This is a genomic window from Aeromonas sp. 62-46, from assembly GCF_001898585.1.
GTDB lineage: Bacteria > Pseudomonadota > Gammaproteobacteria > Enterobacterales > Aeromonadaceae > Aeromonas > Aeromonas caviae.
This window is the reverse complement of record NZ_MKUI01000040.1, coordinates 1-22176: the sequence shown is the minus strand read 5'-3', so window position 1 is coordinate 22176 and position 22176 is coordinate 1. Positions and strand designations below refer to the sequence as shown.

Annotated in this window: 13 protein-coding genes and 1 pseudogene; 7 read left to right on the top strand and 7 right to left on the bottom strand. The window is 61.5% G+C overall.

The window, feature by feature from the left end; translation table 11 throughout:
• The first annotated feature begins 452 nt into the window (after positions 1–452).
• From BGO64_RS12985 to BGO64_RS12975, 3 genes are all read left to right on the top strand, one after another.
• Positions 453–3173, top strand: coding sequence for a glycoside hydrolase family 3 protein (locus tag BGO64_RS12985; protein WP_286700790.1), 2721 nt, complete (start codon positions 453–455; stop codon positions 3171–3173).
• Positions 3174–3266: 93 nt separating this feature from the next.
• A complete protein-coding gene (locus BGO64_RS12980; RefSeq protein WP_175429513.1) occupies positions 3267–5240 on the top strand; it encodes a methyl-accepting chemotaxis protein in 1974 nt (657 codons plus the stop codon).
• A gap of 10 nt (positions 5241–5250) precedes the next feature.
• Positions 5251–6582: an ABC transporter substrate-binding protein gene (locus BGO64_RS12975; RefSeq protein WP_286700789.1), complete on the top strand. Its 1332-nt coding sequence runs from the start codon at positions 5251–5253 to the stop codon at positions 6580–6582.
• A 325-nt stretch (positions 6583–6907) separates the two neighbouring features.
• Here the strand turns inward: BGO64_RS12975 and BGO64_RS12970 are convergent, their stop codons facing one another.
• The 6 genes from BGO64_RS12970 to BGO64_RS12945 form a co-directional block, all read right to left on the bottom strand.
• On the bottom strand, positions 6908–7930 hold the full coding sequence (locus BGO64_RS12970) for a LacI family DNA-binding transcriptional regulator (protein ID WP_039041338.1): 1023 nt from the start codon (positions 7928–7930) through the stop codon (positions 6908–6910).
• Positions 7931–8069: 139 nt separating this feature from the next.
• The gene (locus BGO64_RS12965) at positions 8070–8939 is read right to left on the bottom strand and encodes a MalM family protein (RefSeq protein ID WP_039041337.1); all 870 of its coding nucleotides are present in this window, start codon (positions 8937–8939) and stop codon (positions 8070–8072) included.
• A gap of 74 nt (positions 8940–9013) precedes the next feature.
• Complete coding sequence (locus tag BGO64_RS12960) at positions 9014–10303, bottom strand: carbohydrate porin (protein WP_041214661.1); 1290 nt, start codon at positions 10301–10303, stop codon at positions 9014–9016.
• A gap of 61 nt (positions 10304–10364) precedes the next feature.
• Positions 10365–11726, bottom strand: a complete 1362-nt coding sequence (locus BGO64_RS12955) for a putative glycoside hydrolase (protein WP_139127908.1) — start codon at positions 11724–11726, stop codon at positions 10365–10367.
• 810 nt (positions 11727–12536) lie between these two features.
• Entirely contained in the window at positions 12537–15662 is a 3126-nt protein-coding gene (locus tag BGO64_RS12950) for a multidrug efflux RND transporter permease subunit (protein WP_286700788.1), read from the bottom strand.
• Positions 15663–15676: 14 nt separating this feature from the next.
• Positions 15677–16834 (bottom strand): efflux RND transporter periplasmic adaptor subunit, encoded by a 1158-nt coding sequence (locus tag BGO64_RS12945; RefSeq protein WP_286700787.1) that lies wholly within the window; start codon positions 16832–16834, stop codon positions 15677–15679.
• Positions 16835–16989: 155 nt separating this feature from the next.
• Between BGO64_RS12945 and BGO64_RS12940 the strand changes: the two genes are divergently transcribed.
• Positions 16990–17718 carry a response regulator gene (locus BGO64_RS12940; RefSeq protein ID WP_286700786.1) on the top strand — a complete coding sequence of 243 codons (729 nt, stop codon included), beginning with the start codon at positions 16990–16992 and terminating at the stop codon, positions 17716–17718.
• Complete coding sequence (locus tag BGO64_RS12935; RefSeq protein ID WP_286700785.1) at positions 17715–18794, top strand: ATP-binding protein; 1080 nt, start codon at positions 17715–17717, stop codon at positions 18792–18794. Before BGO64_RS12940 ends, BGO64_RS12935 begins: the two co-directional genes overlap by 4 nt.
• 143 nt (positions 18795–18937) lie before the next feature.
• Here BGO64_RS12935 and BGO64_RS12930 read toward each other — a convergent pair whose 3' ends face one another.
• Complete coding sequence (locus BGO64_RS12930; RefSeq protein WP_286700784.1) at positions 18938–20428, bottom strand: SulP family inorganic anion transporter; 1491 nt, start codon at positions 20426–20428, stop codon at positions 18938–18940.
• 574 nt (positions 20429–21002) lie between these two features.
• Here BGO64_RS12930 and BGO64_RS12925 point away from each other — a divergent pair.
• Positions 21003–21767, top strand: a complete 765-nt coding sequence (locus BGO64_RS12925; RefSeq protein ID WP_262000092.1) for a LuxR family transcriptional regulator — start codon at positions 21003–21005, stop codon at positions 21765–21767.
• A 231-nt stretch (positions 21768–21998) separates the two neighbouring features.
• Positions 21999–22176: pseudogene (gene hcp1, locus BGO64_RS12920) on the top strand (type VI secretion system effector Hcp1); the annotation flags it as partial.

Here is a 22176-nt window from a genome sequence, read left to right as displayed (position 1 = left end):
TGCACTTGAATTGAATTCCACTGAATCCTTTCAACATTCCTCTGACTCCCCGGCCGTTTGGCCATATCGGTGTCGTTCCAGGCAGATCATGCGGCAAATCAATGTGGTGGATTGCATTTAAATTATTGTTTTAATTTTATTTTGTTGATCTTTCTGACATGGGCCTACCCGTTCTCTCTGTTCCTTCCTGGGTATTCTGCTGATGATGCACGCCCCCGAGTTTGTGAGTTGCATCACTATTTTCTCTTTCAGCGGGATCTTTGTCATGGCATGACAAAGATACTGCTGGAATGACGAAGAGATTTCTGTTTACCATTTAATATTCTTGCAATCGATTTCAAATTTGACTGTTTTTCAAGACGACTCGCCATGAACGATGAGTCCAGGCGATGAACGAGAACATCCGGAGAGTCATAAGGAAAATGCGTAAAACTACAGGTCTCACCAGGTCTATGACCTGCCTATTCGTGGGGTGCGGCATCTGGAGTGCCGGGATGGCGGATGAGTTGTCGACCATGCCCTATTTTTCCACCTGGCCGCAGATCCACAGCGCCATTGCCAGGGACGAGGGGATGGAGCGCCAGATCCAGGCTCTGCTCTCCCGGATGACCCTGGAGGAGAAGGTTGGCCAGATGATCCAGCCCGACTTTCGTGAAGTGACACCTGAGGAGGTGACGCGCTACAAGATTGGCTCCGTCCTCAACGGGGGAGGGGGCTGGCCCGGCAACAACAAACACGCGTCGGCCCAGGACTGGGCACACCAGGCCGACACCTATTGGCAGGCGGCGGAAGCGGGCTTTGAGGGCAGGGGGTATCGCATCCCCTTCATGTGGGCGACCGATGCGGTGCACGGCCACAACAACGTCTTCGCGGCGACCCTGTTCCCGCACAATATCGGCCTGGGGGCGGCGCGGGATCCGGATCTCATCTACCGTATCGGCCAGGTGACGGCGCGGGAAGTGGCCGCCACCGGGCTGGATTGGACCTTCGCCCCGACGGTGGCGGTGCCGAGGGATGATCGCTGGGGCCGGACCTATGAGGGCTATTCCGAAGATCCCGCCATCGTCTATCACTATGCCGGAGAGATGGTGCGTGGCCTGCAAGGTTCCGCGACGGATCTGCGCGGCCAGCGCCATGTCATCTCGAACGTGAAACACTTCGTGGGGGACGGCGGTACCCTGAACGGGGTCGACCGGGGTCAGAACTTCTATTCGGAAGAGGACCTGCGCAACCTGCACGCGGTGGGCTACTTCTCGGGGCTGGATGCCGGTGCCCAGGTGGTGATGGCTTCGTTCAATAGCTGGCACAACGAGCTCAACCGCGACGTGCTGCCAGAAGACGGGGTTGAGTACAACGGCAAGCTGCACGGCAGCCGCTATCTGCTGACCGACGTGCTCAAGGGCAAGATGGGCTTTGATGGCCTTGTCGTCTCTGATTGGAACGGTCACAGCGAGATCGCCGGTTGCACCATGGGGAGCTGCCTGTCTGCGGTGCTGGCCGGGGTCGACATCTTCATGGTCACGGCGCGCAAGGACTGGATGGAGTTTCGCCAGAGCCTGCTCGATGGCGTGGCGAGCCGGCAGATCCCGATAAGCCGGATCGACGATGCCGTGACGCGTATCCTGCGGGTCAAGATGCGGGCCGGGCTGTGGGAGAAACCCATGCCGTCGGCCCGTGAGCTGGCGGGCAAGCAGGGTGAACTTGGTGCCGTGACGCACAAGGCGCTGGCCCGGGAGGCGGTACGCAAGTCGCTGGTGCTGCTCAAGAACGAGGGCAGGATCCTGCCCCTGAGCCGGCAGAGCCGGGTGCTGGTGGCTGGGAGCGCCGCCAACGATCTGGGCAAGCAGGTGGGGGGCTGGAGCCTGACCTGGCAAGGCAGCGAGAACGGGCGCGGTGATTTCCCCGGTGCCCAGAGCGTGCTGGATGCGGTGACCGCCACCGTCGGTGCGGATCATGTGCAGGTGAGCACGGGATCCGGTGAGTTTGCGGGAGCCAAGCCCGATGTCGCCATCCTGGTCATGGGGGAGGATCCCTATGCCGAGTGGTTCGGCGACATTCCTGACAACAAGACCCTTGCCTATGGGGATCTCAAGAGCAGCTATCACGAGGACCTGTTGACCCTCAAGCGGCTGAAGGCGGCCGGCATCCCCGTGGTGACCGTGCTTTTCTCCGGACGTCCGCTCTACGTCAATGAGGAGCTCAATCTCTCTTCCGCCTTTGTCGCCGCCTGGCTGCCGGGCACCGAGGGGGAGGGGATCACCGATCTGCTGTTCAGGGATGCCAAGGGCAAGGTGGCCCATGACTTCCAGGGACGCCTCTCCTTCTCGTGGCCCTTCAGCAAGTGCGCCACCACCATCAATCGCACGCCCACCCATATCCCGGGCTGGCAGCGTCCAGCCTTCGAGCAGGATCCAGCGGGTGAGTACGCACCGCTCTTCCCCTATGGCTACGGGCTCAGCTACGGCAAGCCTTCCCCTGTGGCGGCCCGGGTCAGCAACCTCAATACCCTGACCCTGGATAATCGTACCTTCGGCTGCAACGAGAGCGACCCCGCCAAACTGAGCGCCGCTGACAAGGTGCTCGAGCTGTTCGGGCCAAAGGCGGGTGAAGAACACCGTCTGCGCATGGGGGATGCCAGCAACTGGACGGGGACTGAAGTCTCCGGCAACAGCGTGACCGAGATGACCTTCATCAAGGTTCAGCCCATCGACTACCTGCGCCAGCAGGATGCGCGAGCGGTCACCTTCCTCGGGGCGGACAAGCCGGGTGTCGACTCCGGAGCCACGATCCAGTTGCAGACCACCCAGGTCAAGGGGGCGGATCGTCGCACCTACCTGAAGGGAGAGAGCGAGCTGCAGGTGACGCTGCGGGTGCAGCAGGCGCCAGCGGGGGACATGACGCTGGGGCTGCAGTGTGGCTGGCCCTGCGGCAAGTCCATCGAGATTGCTCCGACCTTGCGCCAGTTGCCCCCGCAGAAGTGGGTGACCCTGAGTCTGCCCCTGCGCTGCCTCGAAGAGGGCATGGACTTCGCGAAGGTCAATACCCCCTTCATCCTGGGCACCAGTGGACAGGCACGCATCGACATGGCGACCGTACGCTGGGTACCGGCTTCTCTGCTGGGGGCCTCAGGGGAAGTGGTCAGGCTCGATTGCCAGGGCAGGTTGAGTCGATAAGCCGTCAGCCAGATGCACCAGGATGCCTGTCGGGCTCCTGGTGCCTTGATAACCGGCTCCGCCCCGATGCGGAGGGAGAGGTGGGAGAGAAGGATGTCGATCGTACAGCGGATCAGATTGGGCTTTACGCTGCTGCTGGTCCTGTTGCTATTGCTCGGGGCCATCAGTTACCTGAAGACGACCTCCATTCACGGTCGTTTCCAGCAGGTGACCGAGGAGGCGACGCCTCAGGCCCTGACCGCCAGCCGGCTGCGCGCCGCGTTGCTGATGGCTGACAGGGACAGCCTGGCGCATCTCGCCATCCGGGAGACGTCGGCGTTCCCCGAGTCCCGTCAGCGTGTTGCCCATGACAAGGTCCGCTATGAGCAGCACATCAAGGCATTCGCGGCCCTGACACTCGATACCGAGAGTGAGCGGCAACTCGCCCGGGTCACCGACCAGGCCCCCCGGCTGTTTACCATCTCTGAGCAGTTGATGAGCCTGCACGAAGAGTCGGTCGAGCTGGAACGGGTGCTCGCACGGATGCGGAGCGAGCTGCTGCACCTGGACGACAACTACCGTTCGGCGGCAGACCTGCTGGTGCGTTACACGGCAGGGCGGCGCTCTTTGCAGAACAAGGCGGAGCTCATCACCAGCGGTATTGCACGGGATCTCAAGCTGATCCTGCGTGCCGACGGCAACACGGATCTGGTGGCGCTACAGGGGGTGCTGGCCAAAGACATCGACATTGCGAACCAGCGTCTGGAGCGGATTGTTGTCCCCGATGACGTCAAGGCCAGGTTCACCCGCCATGTGGCGCGCATTCCCCAACTTGTATTTGGCGACAAGGGGCTGATTGCCACCCTGGTGCGCCGTCAGCAAATCAGCCAGCAACTCCATGGCTTGCGTGAACAGCAGGAGGCGCAGAGCCAGCAACTGGGGGAGGTCCTGGACAGGCTTATCGCCATCAGCAACCAGAGCATGCAGGAGGACAGGCTGAGTGCCGACGTCGCGGTTGACAGCGCCCGCACCTGGATCGTGATGGTGGCCCTGTGTTCCGTGCTCATCGCTCTCATTGTTGCCTGGAGTACGGCCCGCAGCATCCAGGTGCCGCTGGTGCGGATCAATCGGGTTCTCGGTTTGATGGCACAAGGGGACATGACGCTGCGGGTGCGCTACCCCGCCAGGAACGAGCTTGGTGAGGTCGCGAACTCCATCGACCAGCTGGCCCACCACACCAAGACGCTCCTGATGGAGGTCCAGACCGGCTCTGAGTATCTGGTGAGTGAGACGCGCAAGACCGCGGAGATCGGCGAGCAGGTGATGTCGCAGGTGCAGGCGCAGAAGGCCCAGACCGATCAGGTGGCGGCCGCCATCTTCGAGCTGGAGACCAGTGCGACCGAAGTGGCGCGCTCGAGCGATCATGTTCGTCGGGAGGTGGGGGAGGCCAATGACGAGAGCCGGCGCGGACGTCATCTGATGCAGGCCAATCGGGATGGCATCGAGCAACTGGCGACCGACATCGCCGGGGCCATGGCGATCACCCGCAAGCTCGAAGGCTACAGCAGCAACATTGGCAACATTCTCGAGGTGATCCGTGGCATGGCTGAACAGACCAACCTGCTGGCCCTCAATGCGGCCATCGAAGCGGCCCGTGCCGGGGAGGCCGGGCGGGGCTTTGCCGTGGTGGCCGAGGAGGTGCGGGCGCTGGCTACCCGTTCACAAGGGGCGACCCAGGAGATCCAGGTGATGATCGACAACCTGCAGGGATGCGCCCGCGATGTGGCGAGCGTGATGGCCCAGAGCCATGAGCAGACCCAGCAGAGTGTGCAGCAGACCCGGGATGTCGAAAGTGCCCTGGGGGGGATCGCCTCGCGCATGGAGGCCATCAAGGAGATTGCGGATCACATGGCTTATGCCGCAGCGGAGCAGATTTCGGTGAGTCAGGGAGTGGCCCAGCACGTGGCGGCCATCGCAGACGTGGCTCACGAGACCGAGCAGGCGTCCCGGGTATCGGCGAGCAGTGGTGAGGTGTTGTCGGGGCTGGCCAGCCAGCAGCAGAGTCTGGTGGCCCGTTTCAAGGTGTAGGAGAGAGGCGATGTGGAAATCTGTGAGAGCCCTGCTGGTCTGGGGGCTGAGTACGGCGGCGGTATCCCAGGAGCTGGTGCTGGAAACCTGGCGCGTGGATGACGAGGCGCTCTGGAAGGAGCAGTTTCTGCCCCGTTTTCAGGCGATCCATCCCGAGATCACCCTTAAGCTGCATTCGCAGCGCTCGGCGGATTACGATCGGGAGCTTGCCGAGCGGCTGGCGGCGGGGAAGGCAGGGGATCTCATCACTTGCCGTCCTTATGATCAGTCCCTGCGGCTGTTCCAGCAGGGGCATCTGCTGGATCTGACGGACCTGCCCGGGATGGAGAACTTCCCGAGCTTTGCCAAGGCCGCCTGGCAGACCGACTCCGGGGCCCAGACCTTCTGCCTGCCCATTGCCTCCGTGATCCAGGGTTTCTACTTCAATGTCGATATCTTCAACGCCCTTGGGCTGACACCGCCGCGAACCCGTGCCGACTTCTTCGCCGTGCTGGAGAAGGTGAAGCAGGATGGCCGCTATCTGCCGCTGGCACTGGCGGCTCACGACAGCTGGGTGGTCTCCGAGCTTGGTTATCAGAACATCGGTCCCAATTACTGGCATGGGGAAGATGGCCGCCTGGCGCTGATCAACGGTCAGGCGCGAGTGACCGATGCCCCTTATGTGGCGGCGTTTCGTGAGCTGGCGAGCTGGCGGCCCTACATAGGGGACCATCCTGCCGATGCCACCGAAGCACAGGCGGTGGATGCCTTTGCTGCGGGCAAGGCCGCCATGATAGTGGCGGGCTCCTGGTCGCTGGCCCAGTTCACCGGCAAGGTCAATTTTGGTGCCTTCCCGCCCCCCGTCGCGCGGGAGGGGGACACCTGCTATTTCACCGATCACACCGACATGGGGATCGGCATCAATGCCGCCAGCCCGAACAAGGAGGCCGCCCTGAAACTGGTGGAGTGGATGGCAAGCGCCGACTTTGCCGAGCGTTTCTCCAATTCGGTGCCCGGTTTTTTCTCCCTCTCCAACCACTTCTTCGAGCTCAAGGATCCGGTGGCGAGCACCATGATGGGCTGGCGGGATACCTGCGATTCCACCTTGCGTCTGGGGGCGCAGTTCCTCACCCGGGGTGAGCCATCGCTTACCACAGAGCTTGCGGAGGTATCGCAATCCGTGGTGCTTGGCACCATGACGCCGGAAGCGGCCGCCGCGCGCATCCAGCAGGGGTTGGCAAGCTGGTATCCCCCCCAGAAGGCGGCCACGAGAAGAGCCCGTCAGTGTGAAGCGGACGAGCCTCTCCCCACGCTGGCAACCAGCGCGGCCACCGGGACGGAATCCCCCTTCGCAGCGCCTTGACGGTGGCCCTGCTCCCGCAGGGATCTGCACACTCCCCAAGGCGCCTTCAGGCGCCTTGTTTCATTCAGGTCGACCGGGTCCATCGGGTTGTGATTGCCAGGCTTTGGCTGGTGTCATGGGGCCAGGCCGGATTGGGGCCGGCAGAAGAGGGACGCCAGGTTGTGTGTGGTCTCTGTGCTATGTCAGAGAGTCAAGGTGGAAGTGGCGGCAGGGACTCGTCGCTCGCTGGACAGGTGGCTGACAAAAGAAAAGCGGCCCGAAGGCCGCTTTGCGCTGATGCTGTGCAGGGATCTGATGCTGCGCAGGGAACTGCCCCGGTCTGTGTTCACCCCTTGTACGGCAGTGTGGTATCACGCACCACAATGCTCAGCTCGGGCAGTTCGTCCGAGTTCAGCTCCGTGTTCTCAATCAAACCCAACAGAGTCTTGACCATCTTGACACCCATCTCGTAGATGGGCTGGCGTACCGTGGTCAATGGCGGGTTGGAAAAGGTGGAGAAGGGCAGGTCGTCAAAACCGATGAGCGAGACATCCTCAGGCACCCGCAAGCCGCACTGCTTGAGCCCCAGAATGGCCCCGTAACAGGTCTGATCGTTGGCGCAGAAGATGGCGGAGAATTTCCGGCCGCTCTCCACCAGCTTCTTGACGGCATTGAGCCCGCCGACTTCGGCGAAATCCCCCTGGATGACCAGGGAGGGGTCATATTCAATACCTGCGCTCACCAGGGCCTGGCGATAGCCATGATGACGCTCGATGGCATCGTTATGATCCGGCAAACCGACGATATGGGCGATGTCACGATGACCCAGATCCAATAAATAGCGAGTCGCCATGTAGCCACCCAGCCGGTTATTGATGCTGAAGGAGTGTACCCGCTCGGTCATGATATTGTGACCTGTTGCCACAATCGGTATTTGCTGGGAAAACTCGAGCAGTGTTTGCTGATTGACGTGGCCGGTCAAAATAATAAGGCCATCAACCCGCCGGGCCACCAGCAGGCGCAACCGCTCAACTTCTTCTTCCGCATTCCAGTGACCGCTGACAATCAGCGGCACATACTCCATGCCCTGAAGAGTGTGTTCAACACCCCGCAACATTTCGTTGGAAAATGGACTCTCCACATGTTGGGTCAAAACACCCAGGGTCATGGACTGACCCGTTTTCAAATATTGCGCCATCAGGTTGGGACGAAAATTCAATTCCTGAATGGCATCTTCCACCGCCTGACGTTTATCTGCGGCCACTTTGGCCGAGCCGTTCAATATCCGGGATACAGTGCTTGCCGAGACACCGGCTCGGCGGGCGATATCATAGACAGTGGCTTTTTTCTCCTGAGCTGACTTCGACATCCCCCCTCCGTACTCGACTGTGAAAACCCCTGGTCATGGCCAGTGTTATATGAATATCTTCTTAATAAATCAGCAAGTTAGGATACCCGTTTCCCCTGGTGGTGACAAGCGATGATGCGCCTTGCCAGGGGAGGGAACGCTACTGCTGGGCGGCAAAAAAGACCTCTTTTGCCTTGGTAAAACCGGCTTGCTCGGCGGCTTTGACCCAGGCGAGCGCCTGCTCATAGTTTTTGCTCTGAACGGCAGTGCGAATATGCTGATAATAATCCAGTTCACCCAACGATTTATCGGGTGAGACCATCACGGGCGATATGGTTTTTGCGATCTGCGTCGCATTTGCAGCGGGCTCTGCGTCCAGCGTCAAATATAGGCGTCCGGTAGCAGAGTGAGGCACTTCCACATTGATGAGGCGGGCGACATCCGTGGTGCGATCATATTGCATGGCGCGCTGGAGATCGTCCGGGTTGAGCCGGGTACTGCCCTGCATGTCCTTCGCCGTGGAATAGATCACCATATAGGCGGCCCGAGCGCTGCCGATGGGGGCTGGAATGGTGAATTCCCCCTGAATGTTCTGCCCTGAAATTAACGAACGACCGTCATAACTGAATGTGGAACCGGGAATGGTTTGAACGGCGTTGTATTGCTCGTCCAGCAACAGGATGCTGGGCAGGAAGACGGTATAGTCGACCGGAATGGTTATTTTGACGCGAGTCGCCTGGCTGACTTCGGGCAGCGAGAAGGCCATGACATAGCTTTTGCCTGAATCAAATGCATAGACCTGGCTGTCGGTGCTCACATCGACCCAGCGGCTCTCCTGCCCGAGGGACTGGAAGCGAAGTTCCTTGAACGACTCGACCGCCACCTTGTTCGACAATTGTTCCCGACCTTGTTCAACCTGTTGCTGCAGGGCGGAGACTGCCGATCCTGGCGAATGCTCCGGGCCCATGCCGGCGCATCCGGCCATCAGCAGACTGACCAGGAAAGGCAGACACTGCTTCGTTCCCTTCATCGTGTTTCCTCGTATGCAATGCGGGTCCCTCAAGGGACCCGAGATTATAGTGCAGATAAGTATTGCGACCTAACCTACCACCACATGTCCGCCTGTACACCGACCAGGAAATCTTCCCGGTCTTCCTGCCAGGGGGTCTCGTTGTTGTGATCGACATAGGTCGTCAGAATGCGGATCTCCGGTGAGGGCCCCATGCCGGTATTGACGGTGAAGGTCGGCACTATGCTGACCTTGTGAGAGGTGCCACCCCGTTCGACGTTGTCGATGATCAGGTTGTTTTTCACATATCCGACTTCCGTCTGGATGGAGAAGAACTCATTGATCGGGAATACCGGGCGCAGAGATGCGGCATACCAGGAGTCATGGCCACCCAGCTCGTAGTCGTTGTACTGGTAGGAGAGGGTCGGCAGCAGATGAATATTGGCGCCATACCAGCCACCCCAGAGGAAGAGGCGGTAGGATTGATCGCCTTCCATCACCTTGGACTGGTAGGGTTTATAGCCATCCGCCTTGTCCTGCAGTGTCTTCTGATACAGAGAGCCCTTGCGATACATGGCGGTATTGGTCAGGTTGGCACCCAGCAAGTCCCCTGAACCCAGCCCACGTCCTGCCTGGGCGATGAACTTGGAGAAGCCGCCCGGCATGAAGAAGAAGTCGTCGCGGGAATAGATGACGGTTCCTTCTGCCCCCTTGGTCGCATATTGCTTGTTGTCGCCGGTGAACTCGTTGCTGGGCATCTGCTTGAGTGCGATCTCCATGTCCCAGGCACCGTAGAGGGCGCTGGTGTGGAGGGTGTGCATGGTGGCTTCAGTGCCATTGGCGCGGTCGGAGTGGCTGGTGTCGTTGCTGTTGATATAGGCAAAGTCCCACTTGCCACCCGCCATCTCCATGGCTTTGATGCCGACGCCGGTTCCCGAGTAGTCCGTGTAGAAATAGTCGGTGGTCCAGATGTAGTTCTCGCGGTCGTAATAGCGCAGGCCGCCCCACATGGTCCCGGTCGGGGTGATGCCACCCAGCTCCACATAGGTTTCTGACACACCGCTTTCGCGAGGCGCGGCACGGGTTTGCAGGCCGTCGGCATCGGACTCCACCTTGAAGTGGATGTTGACCGACTTGTTGCTGCCCAGATCCCACAACTTGTTCAGGCCCGCTTCCCAGCTGTTGTCCAGCTCGGAGCCCAGGCGCCCCATGGTCTTGTCCATCTCATATTCGTACCCCGCCTTGGCGAAGTTGTCCTTGGCGTCAAACATCGAGCCGGCACGAATGTAACCGTGGAAGCCAAAACTCTCGGCGGCATTCGATACTGCGGGCATTGCCAGCCCGCAACATGCCCCGACAAACAAGGCGAGTGACTTCAATTTCATCTTATTGCTCCAATCCGTAGAAAATTATTTTCAATCGATTTCTCGAAGATTCAATGCCTTGTCACTTGATCTGCTGGCAGGGCTGATTGCTGTCAAAGTCTGCCGGGATGGCTGTTTTCAGGGCCACGTTGGTGAAGGCGAAGCGCAGACCGGCCATGGAGTCCCAGGCCCCGCTCAGGTAGAGCGCCTTTTGCACCGAGCCTGTGTTGGCAGCCGGAATGAGAGAGGCGACCGGCAGGATGCAGCGGTACCAGGTGTCGTCATCGGGCACGATGTTGCTGTCCATGGTGAAGAAGGTGCCAAAGTCCGGGCCTGCGGTACCGTCCATGCGGATCTGGATGTTGGGGGAGTCACCATAGCTGGAGACTTTCAGGTCGAGCAGCATGGCGCCGTCCTGATAGGCGGAGAGATCCCCATTGGCGCTGTCGGTCCCGAGGAAGGCGGCGCCATTGCCTGGCAGGTCCATGGTGATGACCTGGTTTTCATCGGTCAGGGTGCCGCCGAAGCTGGCTGCCGGGTAATCGGCGCTGCGGTCCAAGGCCTGGCTCTTGTCACCGGAGTAGTAGAGTGCGGCATCGGTGGCCACCAGCGCGGGGGCATTGTTGACGCCGGAGCCTGTGTCCGGATTGGTACCTGGATCGGTGCCAGGATCGGTACCGGGATCGGTTCCCGGGTCGGTGCCTGGGTCTGTGCCCGGGTCGGTAGCGCCGCCAGGCGCTTCACAGGTGACCGGGTCGACAACGGGCTTGGCCGAGGTGGTGAGCAGGTACTTGATGTTGGTGATTTCGTAGTTGAAGGCTTCTTTGGTGGCCAGGTGGAACGGTGTGCCCACAGTGGCGAGGTTGATGGCCGTGGCACCGGGGAAGGGCTTCATGCAGTTGATGGGCAGCGTGAGCGTTTCCCAGTCGCCGGAACCGGTCAGGGCGCTGGCAATGGGCAGGCTGCTGCGGTTGGGATATTCGTTGTCGATGGAGGCATTGAGCACTTCCGGCACCTTGCTCTTGGTCCGCAACTGGAACTCGATGAAACCGGAGGCGTATTTGCTCAGGTTCAGAGGGGTGGCGGATTTGAGCATGAAGGTGCCATCTCCGTCACCGGCTACCTGCACATCGGCGGTGTCATCGGTACCGGCATTGTTGATGAGCACGGCGCTGATGCTGGTCATGGCGACGGGAGAAGCGGTGACCGGTTGCAAGCTCCAGTTGTCCTTCTCTGACTGGATGCTGGGGGTTGTACCCCCATTGGCACCGACCCCGAACAGGATCAGGGTGCTGTCGCCAGGGGGCGTGGTGCCACCGTTGTCGCCACCGTTATTACCACCGGTGTTGCCACTATTCGAGTCGATATTATCGGCCCCACCACACCCGCCAAGCAGGGCAGCGGCGATCAACGACGCCAAAAGTCCTTTTTTTGATGCATTCATACTGACCACTCCAATCAATGGGAAAAATATCCACCGCGATGAACCGTCAAGACTCAAACAGACGCTATGCAATCGATGCCAAGACAAATCATGCTGACTTCATTTTCTTGAAATCGATTTCCAATGCAATGCTTATCCCCTGTGATGATCAAAGTTTGTGTTTCAAATCACAGAAAACGTGTCCTGATGACCAGCTGATGGGATGTGCAAGAAAGAGTTATCTTTAAATAAAAAGAGCTCATGATGTTGTTTTTAATGGTTTATTTTATTTTTATCTTGAGACTGACGATCAGAGGGAAATTATCGGAGTAGATCTGCAATGTATCGGAGGTGATTGCGATGTGTCGATTTCTGAGTAACACTTAAATTGACTTCGATTTCATGGTGTATTGAATGAGACTCAGGCTGTCATCAACCTTGCGGGGGCCTCTCCAGCGGTTCAGGCACCAGGAGTGTCCAGCCTTGACTGGTGATGGCAGACAGCATGCAGTCGATGAGGCCAAGGGAGTCGGTCGTCAGAGCGATGCTGAGGCCGGGTTCCTGCTGGGTCGGCACCGACCCGGGATGGTGCAAGCCCCCTGTGCCAGATAGCAGATCGCCATCTTGGAGAAGACCAAGGATGCACCGGTGACGGAGGGCTGGTCACAAATCCTGGAGAGGCAACCCGCGATAGGGTCGCCCCGCAGCATCGACCATGAACCACAGGCCCGGCACCATGGCGCGCTCATCCTCTTCGAAGGAACGCAAAATGGTGCCAGGCATGCATTGCATGATCATCGCCTCCCCAGGGCCAGCAAACCCGCGCAGCGGTCAGCATGATCGGTGCTGTGCTCGCTGTGCCCGCCAGGCCTGAATGCGCGCCTGGGTGCCGATGACGAAGACAAAAAAGACCGGCACGAAGAAGATGGCCAGCAGGGTGCCGCTGATCATGCCGCCGAACACGCCGGTGCCGATGGCATGCTGGGTCTCCGCGCTGGCACCACTGGCAAGCATCAGCGGCACCACGCCGAGGGTGAAGGCGAGCGACGTCATCAGGATGGGGCGCAGACGCAGGCGTGCGGCGGTCACCGCAGCGTCAAGCAGCGAGCGTCCTTCGCCGTGCAACAGGCGGGCAAACTCCACGATGAGGATGGCGTTCTTGGCCGACAGCCCGATGATGGTGATCATGCCCACCTTGAAGAAGACGTCGTTGGGCATGCCGCGCAGCATTACCGCCGCCACGGCGCCGAGCAGGCCCAGGGGGACCACCAGCATCACGGAGAGCGGAATGGACCAGCTCTCGTAGAGCGCGGCCAACACCAGGAAGACCACCAGCGCCGACAGCAGCATCAGCAGGGGGGCCTCGGCCGCCGACTGGCGCTCCTGCAGCGACTGTCCCGTCCAGGCCAGGGCGAAGCCTGGCGGCAATTGCGCCACCAGGCGATCCATTTCCGCCATCGCGGCGCCACTGGAAACCCCGGGGGCGGCACTCCCGGAGAGACGCACGGCGGGGAAGCCCTCGAAGCGCATCATCTGTTGCGGCGACTGGCGCCAGGTCGGCGTCACCACCTCCCGCAGGGGCACCATGCCGCCGCTGGCATTGCGCACCCGCAGGCCGAGCACGTCATCGAGCTGCATGCGCGCCTTGGCGTCGGCCTGCAGAATGACCTGCTGCATGTGCCCGCCGTTGGGGAAGTCGTTGATGTAGAGCGATCCCATCGCCGCCGACAGGGTGCTGCTCACGCTGGTGAACGAGAGTCCCATGGCCTCGGCTTTCTGCCGGTTGATCTCGAGGTGAATGCTCTCGCCGGGGGGCAGGCTGTCGGGATAGACATCGCTCACCAGCTCGCTTTGGGCGGCCAGTGCCAGCAGCTGCGCCTGGGCGGCCTGCAGCGCGGCTTCCCCCTGGTTGGCCCTGTCTTGCAGGAAGAGCGTGAAACCCGAAGAGGTGCCCAGTTCGTCGATGGCGGGCGGCAACAGGCTCATCACAGTGCCTTCCTTGCTGTTGGCCATGGCGGCCTGTGCCAGCTCCGCCTCTTCGGCAGCCGTGGCACCATGGCGCTGATCCCACTCTTTGAGCATGGTGAAGGCCATGGCCGCATTGGGGCCGGCGCCGGAGAAGCTGAAGCCCTGCACCACCAGATTGGTGTCGAGCGCCTCGCGAGAGGCCACATGGGCCTCGAACTCCTTGATGACGGCCAGGGTGCGCTCGCTGGTGGCGCCGGTCGGCAGCTGGATGGAAGTCATGAAGTAGCCCTGATCCTCGTCCGGCAGGAAAGAGGAGGGCAGCTGGGTGGCGGCGATGGCCAGCACGGCGCAGAGGGCGGCGAAGGTGACCATCATGCGTCCGCTGCGCCCGACCAGCCGGGTGACCCGAACGCCGTAGCCTGCGGTGAGTCGCTCGACGCCCCGGTTGAAGGCGCCGAAGAAGCCGCGCTTCTCATGGTGATCCGGGCTGACCGGACGCAGCAAGGTGGCGCAGAGCGCCGGCGTCAGGGTCAGGGCGAGGAAGGCGGAAATCAGGATCGACACTGCCATCGACAGGGTGAACTGCTGGTAGATGACCCCCACGGAGCCGCTGCCGAACGCCATGGGGATGAACACCGCCGTGAGCACCAGGGTGATGCCGATCACCGCCCCGGTGATCTCCTTCATGGCCCGCGATGTCGCCTCCCTGGGCGATAGCCCCTGGGTGGCCATCAGGCGCTCGACGTTCTCCACCACCACGATGGCGTCGTCGACGATGATGCCGATGGCCAGCACCATGCCGAACATGGTGAGGGAGTTGATCGAAAAACCGGCCAGCAGCATCACCGCGAAGGTGCCAAGCAGGGCGATGGGGGCGACGATGGCCGGGATCAGGGTGTAGCGCAGGTTCTGCAGGAAGAGAAACATCACCAGGAACACCAGCACCATGGCTTCCAGCAGGGTGTGGATCACCTTGTCGATGGAGACCTTGACGAAGGGGGCCGAGTCAAAGGGGATCGAATAGGCCATGCCCGCCGGCAGGGTTGGCGAGAGCTGGGCAAGGCGAGTGCGCACCGCATCGGCGGTGCGCACGGCGTTGGCGCCGGGGGAGAGCTGGATGGCGGCGCTGGTGGCAGCCACCCCGTTCTCGCGGTTGGAAAAGGCGTAGGATTGCGCCCCCAGCTCGACCCGGGCCACGTCACCCAGCACCAGCTTGGCTCCATCACTACCGGCCCGCAGCACGATGGCGGCGAACGCCTCGGGAGTGGTCAGCTGCCCCTGTACCGTGAGGGGAACCGTCAGTCGCTGGCCAGGCAGGGCGGGTTCGTCGCCGAGGCGCCCCGGTGCAATCTGCACGTTCTGCTGCTCGATGGCCTGCGCCACCTCGCTGATGGTCAACCCGTAGGCGGCGAGTTTGCCCGGATCCACCCAGATGCGCATGGCCTGCTCGGCGCCGAACAGCTGCACTCGCCCCACGCCGTCGATGCGGCGCAGCTCCTGCACGATATTGCGCGCCATGTAGTCGTTCAGCGCGACCTCATCGAAGCGGCCATCCGGTGAAGTCATGCCGACCATCATCAGAAAGCCGGACGAGGCGGACTCCACCTGCAGGCCGGTTTGCCGCACCGCCTGTGGCAAGCGAGGCTCGACCGCCTTGATGCGGTTTTGCACGTCCATCTGGGCCAGCTCCGGATCGGTGCCCGGCTTGAAGGTAGCGGTGATCTGCGCGCTGCCGGAGGCATCTACCGATGACTCGAAGTAGAGCAGGTTCTTGACCCCCGACTGCTCGCGCTCGATAAGGCTCACCACCGCATCGTTCAGGGTCTGCGGCGTTGCGCCCGGATAGGTGGCATAGAGGGTCACCGACACCGGCGCCACCGAGGGATAGCGGGAGATGGGCAGCTTGGGGATGGCGATGACCCCCGCCAGCACGATGAAGAGGGCGATCACCCAGGCAAACACCGGGCGATGAATGAAAAACTGCGGCATGAAATGTCTCCGATTCAACGGTTACCGGCGTCAGCCTGCTGGCTGACTGCGGGGGATTGCCAGGGATGGGCAATGACTTGCGTCCCCGGGGTCAGGCGGTCGATCCCCTCGATCACCACCCGCTGTCCGGCGTTGAGCCCGGACGTGATGCGGTACTGGCTATTCACCAGTTCAGCGGTGTTGACCGGAACCAGTTGTGCCTGCCCCTGGCCATCCAGCACCCACACGCTGGTCTGGCCCGATGTGCGCACCACCGCCTGTTGAGGCACGCTCAGGGCGTTGGCATAGCGGGCACGGGGAATACGCGCCTGTACGTAGAGGCCGGGCAAGAGACGCCGCTCCGGGTTGTCCACCAGCACCCGCAGCAGCACGTCGCCGGTCCCGGCATCCACCTCGATGCCGGAGAAGAGGATGTGCCCCTGCATGCCGAGCGGCTTGCCGTCGCTGCCGAGGATCTCCACCGCCAGTTCCGGTGCCGTCGAGCCAGCCTGCTGGCGCAGGGTGTCCAGCACAGAGGCTGGTTGACGCACATCGACGTAGACCTGATCGATCTGCTGGATCCTGGCCATGGGGGTGGTATCGGTGGGGGACACCAGGGCCCCTTCACTCACCAGGGCCTGATCGATGCGCCCGGCGATGGGGGCCTCCACGCTGGCAAATTGCAGGTTCAGCTTGTGCCGTGCCAGGGTCGCCCTGGCCTGGGCCACGTCGGCGGCCGCCTGATCCCGCTGGGAGACCGCATCGTCATAGGTCTGGCGGCTGATGGCCTCGGTGCGCAGCAGCGGCACCAGACGGTCAATCTGGATACGGGCGCGGGCCAGCACGGCCTCCGCCCGCTGCAATGCTGCGGTGGCGCTGTCGACATCCGCCTTGAAGGGGGCCGGATTTATCTGGAACAGCACGGTGCCTGCGCCGATTTCGGCGCCCTGCTCGAACAGGCGGCGCTGCACGATGCCGCTGATCTGGGCCCGAATTTCGGCGCTGCGCAGCGCGGCCACCCGGGCGGGCAGATCCTCGCTGATGACCAGGTCCTGACCTGCCAGCGTCATCACCGACACCTGAGGAAGGACCGGCGCATCTTGCGCTTGCGACGCCCCATCGCAACCCGCCAACCCGAATACGGCAATGACGGCGAGCAGGGCGCCCGCATACCGCTGTTTGACAAACATCATACTCACCTCGTTAAACCGTCTCCCTGGCATGGTGTTGCCGCGAGAGCACATCGAGCGGGCATTATGGAGAGGGGCTATTGCGAATGATTCGAGGCTTTGTGGAGAATCCATGGAGGCGGTGATAAAGTTCAAGCCCCCCATTTTCGAGTCCGACCATGTCGTATCTTCCTGCTTCCGCCAACCCGGCGGCCCAGTCACTGGTACTGATTGCAGAGGATGAAGCCGAGATAGCCGACATCCTCGCCGCTTACCTGCAACGCCACGGATTGCGCACCCTGCATGCCGCCGATGGCCGCGAAGCCCTGGCCATGCACCAGACATGCAAACCCGATCTCCTGCTGCTGGATGTGCAGATGCCGCAGCTCGATGGCTGGCAGGTGCTCAGCGAGATCCGGGCCCGTGGCGACACGCCGGTGATCATGTTGACCGCTCTGGATCAGGACCTCGACAAGCTGATGGGGCTGCGCATGGGGGCGGATGACTATGTGGTCAAACCCTTCAACCCGGCCGAAGTGGTGGCTCGGGTACAGGCGGTGCTCAGACGCAGCCAGGCTGCGAAGCAGAGCACGGCCCGGGTGCTGCGGGTCGGCCCCTTCCAGATCGATCTGGAGAGCCACGAGGCCAGCATTTGCCGCGATGAGGGGCAGCAGGTGCTGGAGCTGACCCTGACCGAGTTCAAGTTGCTCTCCTCTCTGATGCGGGCACCCAAGCGGGTGTTCAGCCGCGCCGAACTGCTGACCCACTGCCTGCCGGAGGGGGATACCCAGGAGCGCACGGTGGACAGCCACATCAGCAAGCTGCGCAAGAAGCTGGAGGCACACGGCATCCAGGGGGTGCCCGCCAGTGTCTGGGGCGTCGGCTATCGCTTCGGGGGCGATGCGTGACATCTGCACCCGGTCTGCGCAGGCAAATCATCCGCTCCCTGGGGCTGATGGCGCTCGGCATCATCTGCCTCGCGGTGATCGGCACCTATGTGTTCTACGCCATTGCCGTGACCTATGTGCCTGGCAGCATCTCCGAGAGCTGGATGCCCTCCAGGGTCGAGATGACCTGGATTGGCTCGACCATTCTCATTGCATTGGGGATGGCGCTGTACGTGGCGGTGCGCCTCTCTCGGCGCATCCTGACCCCGCTCAACTCGGTGGCAACCAGCCTGCGAGAGGTGGCAGAGGGCAAACTCGATGCGCGCGTGCCGCTGGATGAACAGGCGATCGGGGAGACGGCGCAACTGGTGCGGGACTTCAACACCATGGCCGAACGGCTGCAGAGCATGACCCGTGAGCGGGAGTTCTGGAATGCCGCCATCGCCCACGAATTGCGCACCCCGGTGGCCATCTTGCGTGGCCGCTTGCAGGGGCTAGCCGAAGGGGTATTTCCGCCAGAGCGTGCGCTCTTTGAAGGCTTGCTGCGTCAGGTGGAGGGATTGACCCACCTGATCGAAGACTTGCGGGTACTCAGTCTCAACGACAGCGGCCACCTGGAGCTGCAACGAGAGGAGATCAGGCTGGCCGACGAGCTGGCTGTGGTGCTTGAGGTGTTTGCCACCCCTCTGGCCGCGAGCGGTTTCACCCTCAAGCGGGAGCTCGATGCCGAGCTCTGGGTCTGTTGCGATGCACTTCGCATCCGTCAGGCCATGATGGCGCTGCTGGAAAATGCCCAGAAGCACGCGGTGCCGGGCATGCTGACCGTGCGCCTGCATCGTTCTGGCACCCAGTGCATCCTGAGCGTGGAAGACGAAGGGCCCGGCATCAGCGAGGAGGTCGCCGCCCATATCTTCGAGGCGTTTCGCCGGGGGGATCCGTCACGCTCGCGCAAGAGTGGCGGCAGCGGGCTCGGGCTGGCGGTGGTCAAGGCGATTGCCGAGGCCCACGGCGGCAGTGCGGTCTGCCAATCCGGCGGGCGGGGCGGCACCCTGTTCCTGCTTTCCTGGCCCCTCTTGCACCCTGACGGCAGGTCATGACCCCGCGTTGCCGCATCGGCTCGGGATGGGCGCGCCGAGGCGCGTGTGTTGACTGTGATCCAACAGCCCAAAAAAAGCCCATCTCATGGGGAGAGACGGGCTTTTTTATGGCTTGCAGGCAGCGCCCTCATGGGGCGCCGGGATCAATGCTCGGCCAGCAGGGGCTCTCCCTCCTGGCGTTTGTCGTGGATGGCAAAGCGATCGACCAGGGTGGCACTGGCGTCGTTCAGGCCGATGACCGCCACCTCTTTCCCCTCACGGCGGAACTTGATGACCACCTTGTCGAGGGCCGTGATGGCGGTGATGTCCCAGAAGTGGGCGTGCGTCAGGTCGATGACCACCTTCTCCACTTCCTCCCTGAAATCGAAACCGGCCAGGAACTGCTCGGCGCTGGCAAAGAAGACCTGGCCCCGCACCAGATAGGTACGCACGGCGCCGCTGCGCTCGCTGTCGCTCTTGACCACCATGACGCGGGCAACCTTGTGGGCGAAGAAGAGGGAGGCGAGCAGCACCCCCACGAAGACCCCGAGTGCCAGGTTGTGGGTCGCGACCACCACGGCGACGGTGGTCACCATCACCAGGTTGGTGGAGAGGGGGTGGCTCTTCAGGTTGCGTACCGACTCCCAGGAAAACGTGCCGATGGAGACCATGATCATCACGGCCACCAGGGCTGCCATGGGGATCTGACGGATCCACTCATCCATGAAGACCACCATCAGGATGAGCAGGGTCCCCGCCACGAAGGTGGAGAGGCGGCCGCGGCCACCGGATTTGATGTTGATGACGGACTGGCCAATCATGGCGCACCCCGCCATGCCTCCCAGCAGACCGGCGCCTATGTTGGCGATCCCCTGACCCTTGCACTCGCGGTTGCGATCGCTTGGGGTGTCGGTCATCTCGTCGACGATGGCTGCCGTCATCATGGACTCGAGCAGTCCCACCACCGCCAGCCCCGCTGAGTAGGGGAAGATGATGGCCAGGGTCTCAAGATTGAGGGGAACGTCGGGCCAGAGGAAGACCGGCAGGGTATCGGGCAGCTCGCCCATGTCGCCCACGGTACGGATGTCGATGCCCAGGGTGATGGCCACCGCCGTCAGGATGACGATGCACAGCAGGGGGGAGGGGAGCAGTTTGCCCACCACGGGAACGAGCGGGAACAGATAGATGATGCCAAGCCCGGCTGCGGTCATGGCGTAGACCTGCCAGGTGACGTTGGTGAGCTCGGGCAGCTGGGTCATGAAGATAAGGATGGCCAGGGCGTTGACGAAGCCGGTCACCACGGAGCGGGAGACGAATCGCATCAGGCTGCCGAGCCTGAGGTAGCCCGCCGCTATCTGGAAGAGGCCGGTGAGCAGGGTGGCTGCCAGCAGATACTGCAGGCCATGTTCCTTGACCAGGGTCACCATCAGGAGCGCCATGGCGCCGGTGGCGGCAGAAATCATGCCGGGACGACCGCCGACGAAGGCGATGACCACGGCGATGCAGAAGGAGGCATAGAGGCCGACCTTGGGGTCGACGCCCGCAATGATGGAGAAGGCGATGGCCTCCGGGATCAGCGCCAGGGCGACGACGATGCCCGACAGCAGATCGCCCCGTATGTTGGAGAACCACTCTTGTCTTGTACGTTCCAGCATGGGGATTTTCTCGCTCGATGAGGATCCATGGCCACAGGCCCGCAAATCAGGGGGAATGGCGGGGATCACAGGATTGGATTGGCTGTTGATGGCCGGTAAACCGGCCGGTCGGCATAACCGGAGTCAGGTGGCAGAGGCCGCACAGGGCAGGGTCAGGGCGGCGTGACGGCCACCCCAGAGCACATAACAGGCATAAGGGGTGCATGTTAACAGCCGGTGCCAGGCCGGGGAAGCCCGAAAGGGCCAGAAACGGGGAGATGGGACACAAAACGATTGGCCTGTCAGTGATCAAGGTCTCATCTGGAAAGTTTATTATCCCTTCCCCGCCGAGTGCTGTTATATGATTGCGATGTTTTTTGCAAAAACTCGTGATTTTAATGCAGTTAAGTTCTGGTTATTGGTATTTCGCTCTGCGCCATGCCCTCCATCCCGCCGAGAGCGAGCCCCCGAGGCTCGTGGCGGGCCCTGAGATCAGGGTTTCACGGGTTCCGTTTCTATTTGTTGGCACGTGATTCAGCTCCCATTGGGTTTCATGAAAAACAATGCCGACACCATTTGAAAACAATTCGACAACATGGATACAAGCTACGCGTTAGATCTCATCTCCCGGTTCGAACAGGCCGACGATGAGCACACCATAGTGGCGTTGCTGCGCCAGTTGACGACACAGGCGGGATTTGACTACTTCAGATTGGCCCTGATGTCTCCCAGCACCATACAGCGACCGGATGTCACCATCTTCAATGGTTGTCCTCAGGAGTGGGTTGACGCCTATACCCAGGCCAACTTCTTTGCCATCGATCCCGTCGTCCAGCGCGGCATGGAGCAGAGCACCCCCATCCTGTGGGCGGATCTCATGGTGCAGGGGGTCTGTGACGATGAGCGCCTTGCTGTGATGCTGCTCGCGCAGCAGGCGGGATTGCGCGACGGCATTACGTTTCCCTGGCACGGGGCCAACGGTCATGTGGGCCTGCTCTCCCTGATCACCAGCACACCTCGCACCAGAGCGCAGTGGCTCTCTGCGGTGCCTTTTCTCAGCTGGTTATCCATGCATATCTTCGAGGCGGTGGTGAGGGTCTGCCTGGTAGGGGAGTCCTCTCATGATGCCCTGAGCCTGCGCGAGCTGGAGGTATGCCGCTGGGCGGCGGAAGGGAAGCAGACGAGCGATATTGCGCAGATCCTGGGGATCACCCCGCGCACGGTGACCTTTCATCTGAACAATGTGGTCACCAAGCTGGGGGCCAGCAGCAAGTGCCAGGCGATCTCCTGGGCGTTGAAACAGGGGGTGGTGAGGTTGAACGTAGAGCTGGCCGCCGTTGCCAATGTGGATGAGCAGTAGTGTTCCCGTCGGATTGGCGCAAAAAATTGCGCACATACCAGAAGATTGAACTGCCAGTGCAATGACTGATGGTCAAACGTGTTGAAAAGTACAACTTATTGCGCCAAGCGTACTGCCTTATGGGGGTGTTTTTTATAACTGATTGAAATGTAATGGGTAAAAAGAGTGGCATGGACGCTGCTAACGGATTCGGGCGAGTGTCATAACCGTTCAACCATCAGGAGCAATTCCATGCCAACCCCATGTTATATCAGCATCGAAGGTAAAACCCAGGGCAACATCACTGCCGGTGCTTTCACCTCCGATTCCGTCGGCAACATCTTCGTGCAGGGCCATGAAGACGAGATGCTGGTACAAGAGTTCCAGCACGTCGTCACCGTGCCGACCGATCCGCAATCCGGTCAGCCGG

Bases quoted from the DNA above. Each gene is read 5' to 3' on its own strand.
- BGO64_RS12950 (WP_286700788.1), bottom strand. From the start codon at position 15,662: ATGCCGCAGTTTTTCATTCATCGCCCGGTGTTTGCCTGGGTGATCGCC.
- BGO64_RS12930 (WP_286700784.1), bottom strand. From the start codon at position 20,428: ATGCTGGAACGTACAAGACAAGAGTGGTTCTCCAACATACGGGGCGAT.
- BGO64_RS12970 (WP_039041338.1), bottom strand. From the start codon at position 7,930: ATGTCGAAGTCAGCTCAGGAGAAAAAAGCCACTGTCTATGATATCGCC.
- BGO64_RS12925 (WP_262000092.1), top strand. From the start codon at position 21,003: ATGGATACAAGCTACGCGTTAGATCTCATCTCCCGGTTCGAACAGGCC.
- BGO64_RS12975 (WP_286700789.1), top strand. From the start codon at position 5,251: ATGTGGAAATCTGTGAGAGCCCTGCTGGTCTGGGGGCTGAGTACGGCG.
- BGO64_RS12955 (WP_139127908.1), bottom strand. From the start codon at position 11,726: ATGAATGCATCAAAAAAAGGACTTTTGGCGTCGTTGATCGCCGCTGCC.
- BGO64_RS12945 (WP_286700787.1), bottom strand. From the start codon at position 16,834: ATGATGTTTGTCAAACAGCGGTATGCGGGCGCCCTGCTCGCCGTCATT.
- BGO64_RS12965 (WP_039041337.1), bottom strand. From the start codon at position 8,939: ATGAAGGGAACGAAGCAGTGTCTGCCTTTCCTGGTCAGTCTGCTGATG.
- BGO64_RS12980 (WP_175429513.1), top strand. From the start codon at position 3,267: ATGTCGATCGTACAGCGGATCAGATTGGGCTTTACGCTGCTGCTGGTC.
- BGO64_RS12960 (WP_041214661.1), bottom strand. From the start codon at position 10,303: ATGAAATTGAAGTCACTCGCCTTGTTTGTCGGGGCATGTTGCGGGCTG.
- BGO64_RS12985 (WP_286700790.1), top strand. From the start codon at position 453: ATGACCTGCCTATTCGTGGGGTGCGGCATCTGGAGTGCCGGGATGGCG.
- BGO64_RS12940 (WP_286700786.1), top strand. From the start codon at position 16,990: ATGTCGTATCTTCCTGCTTCCGCCAACCCGGCGGCCCAGTCACTGGTA.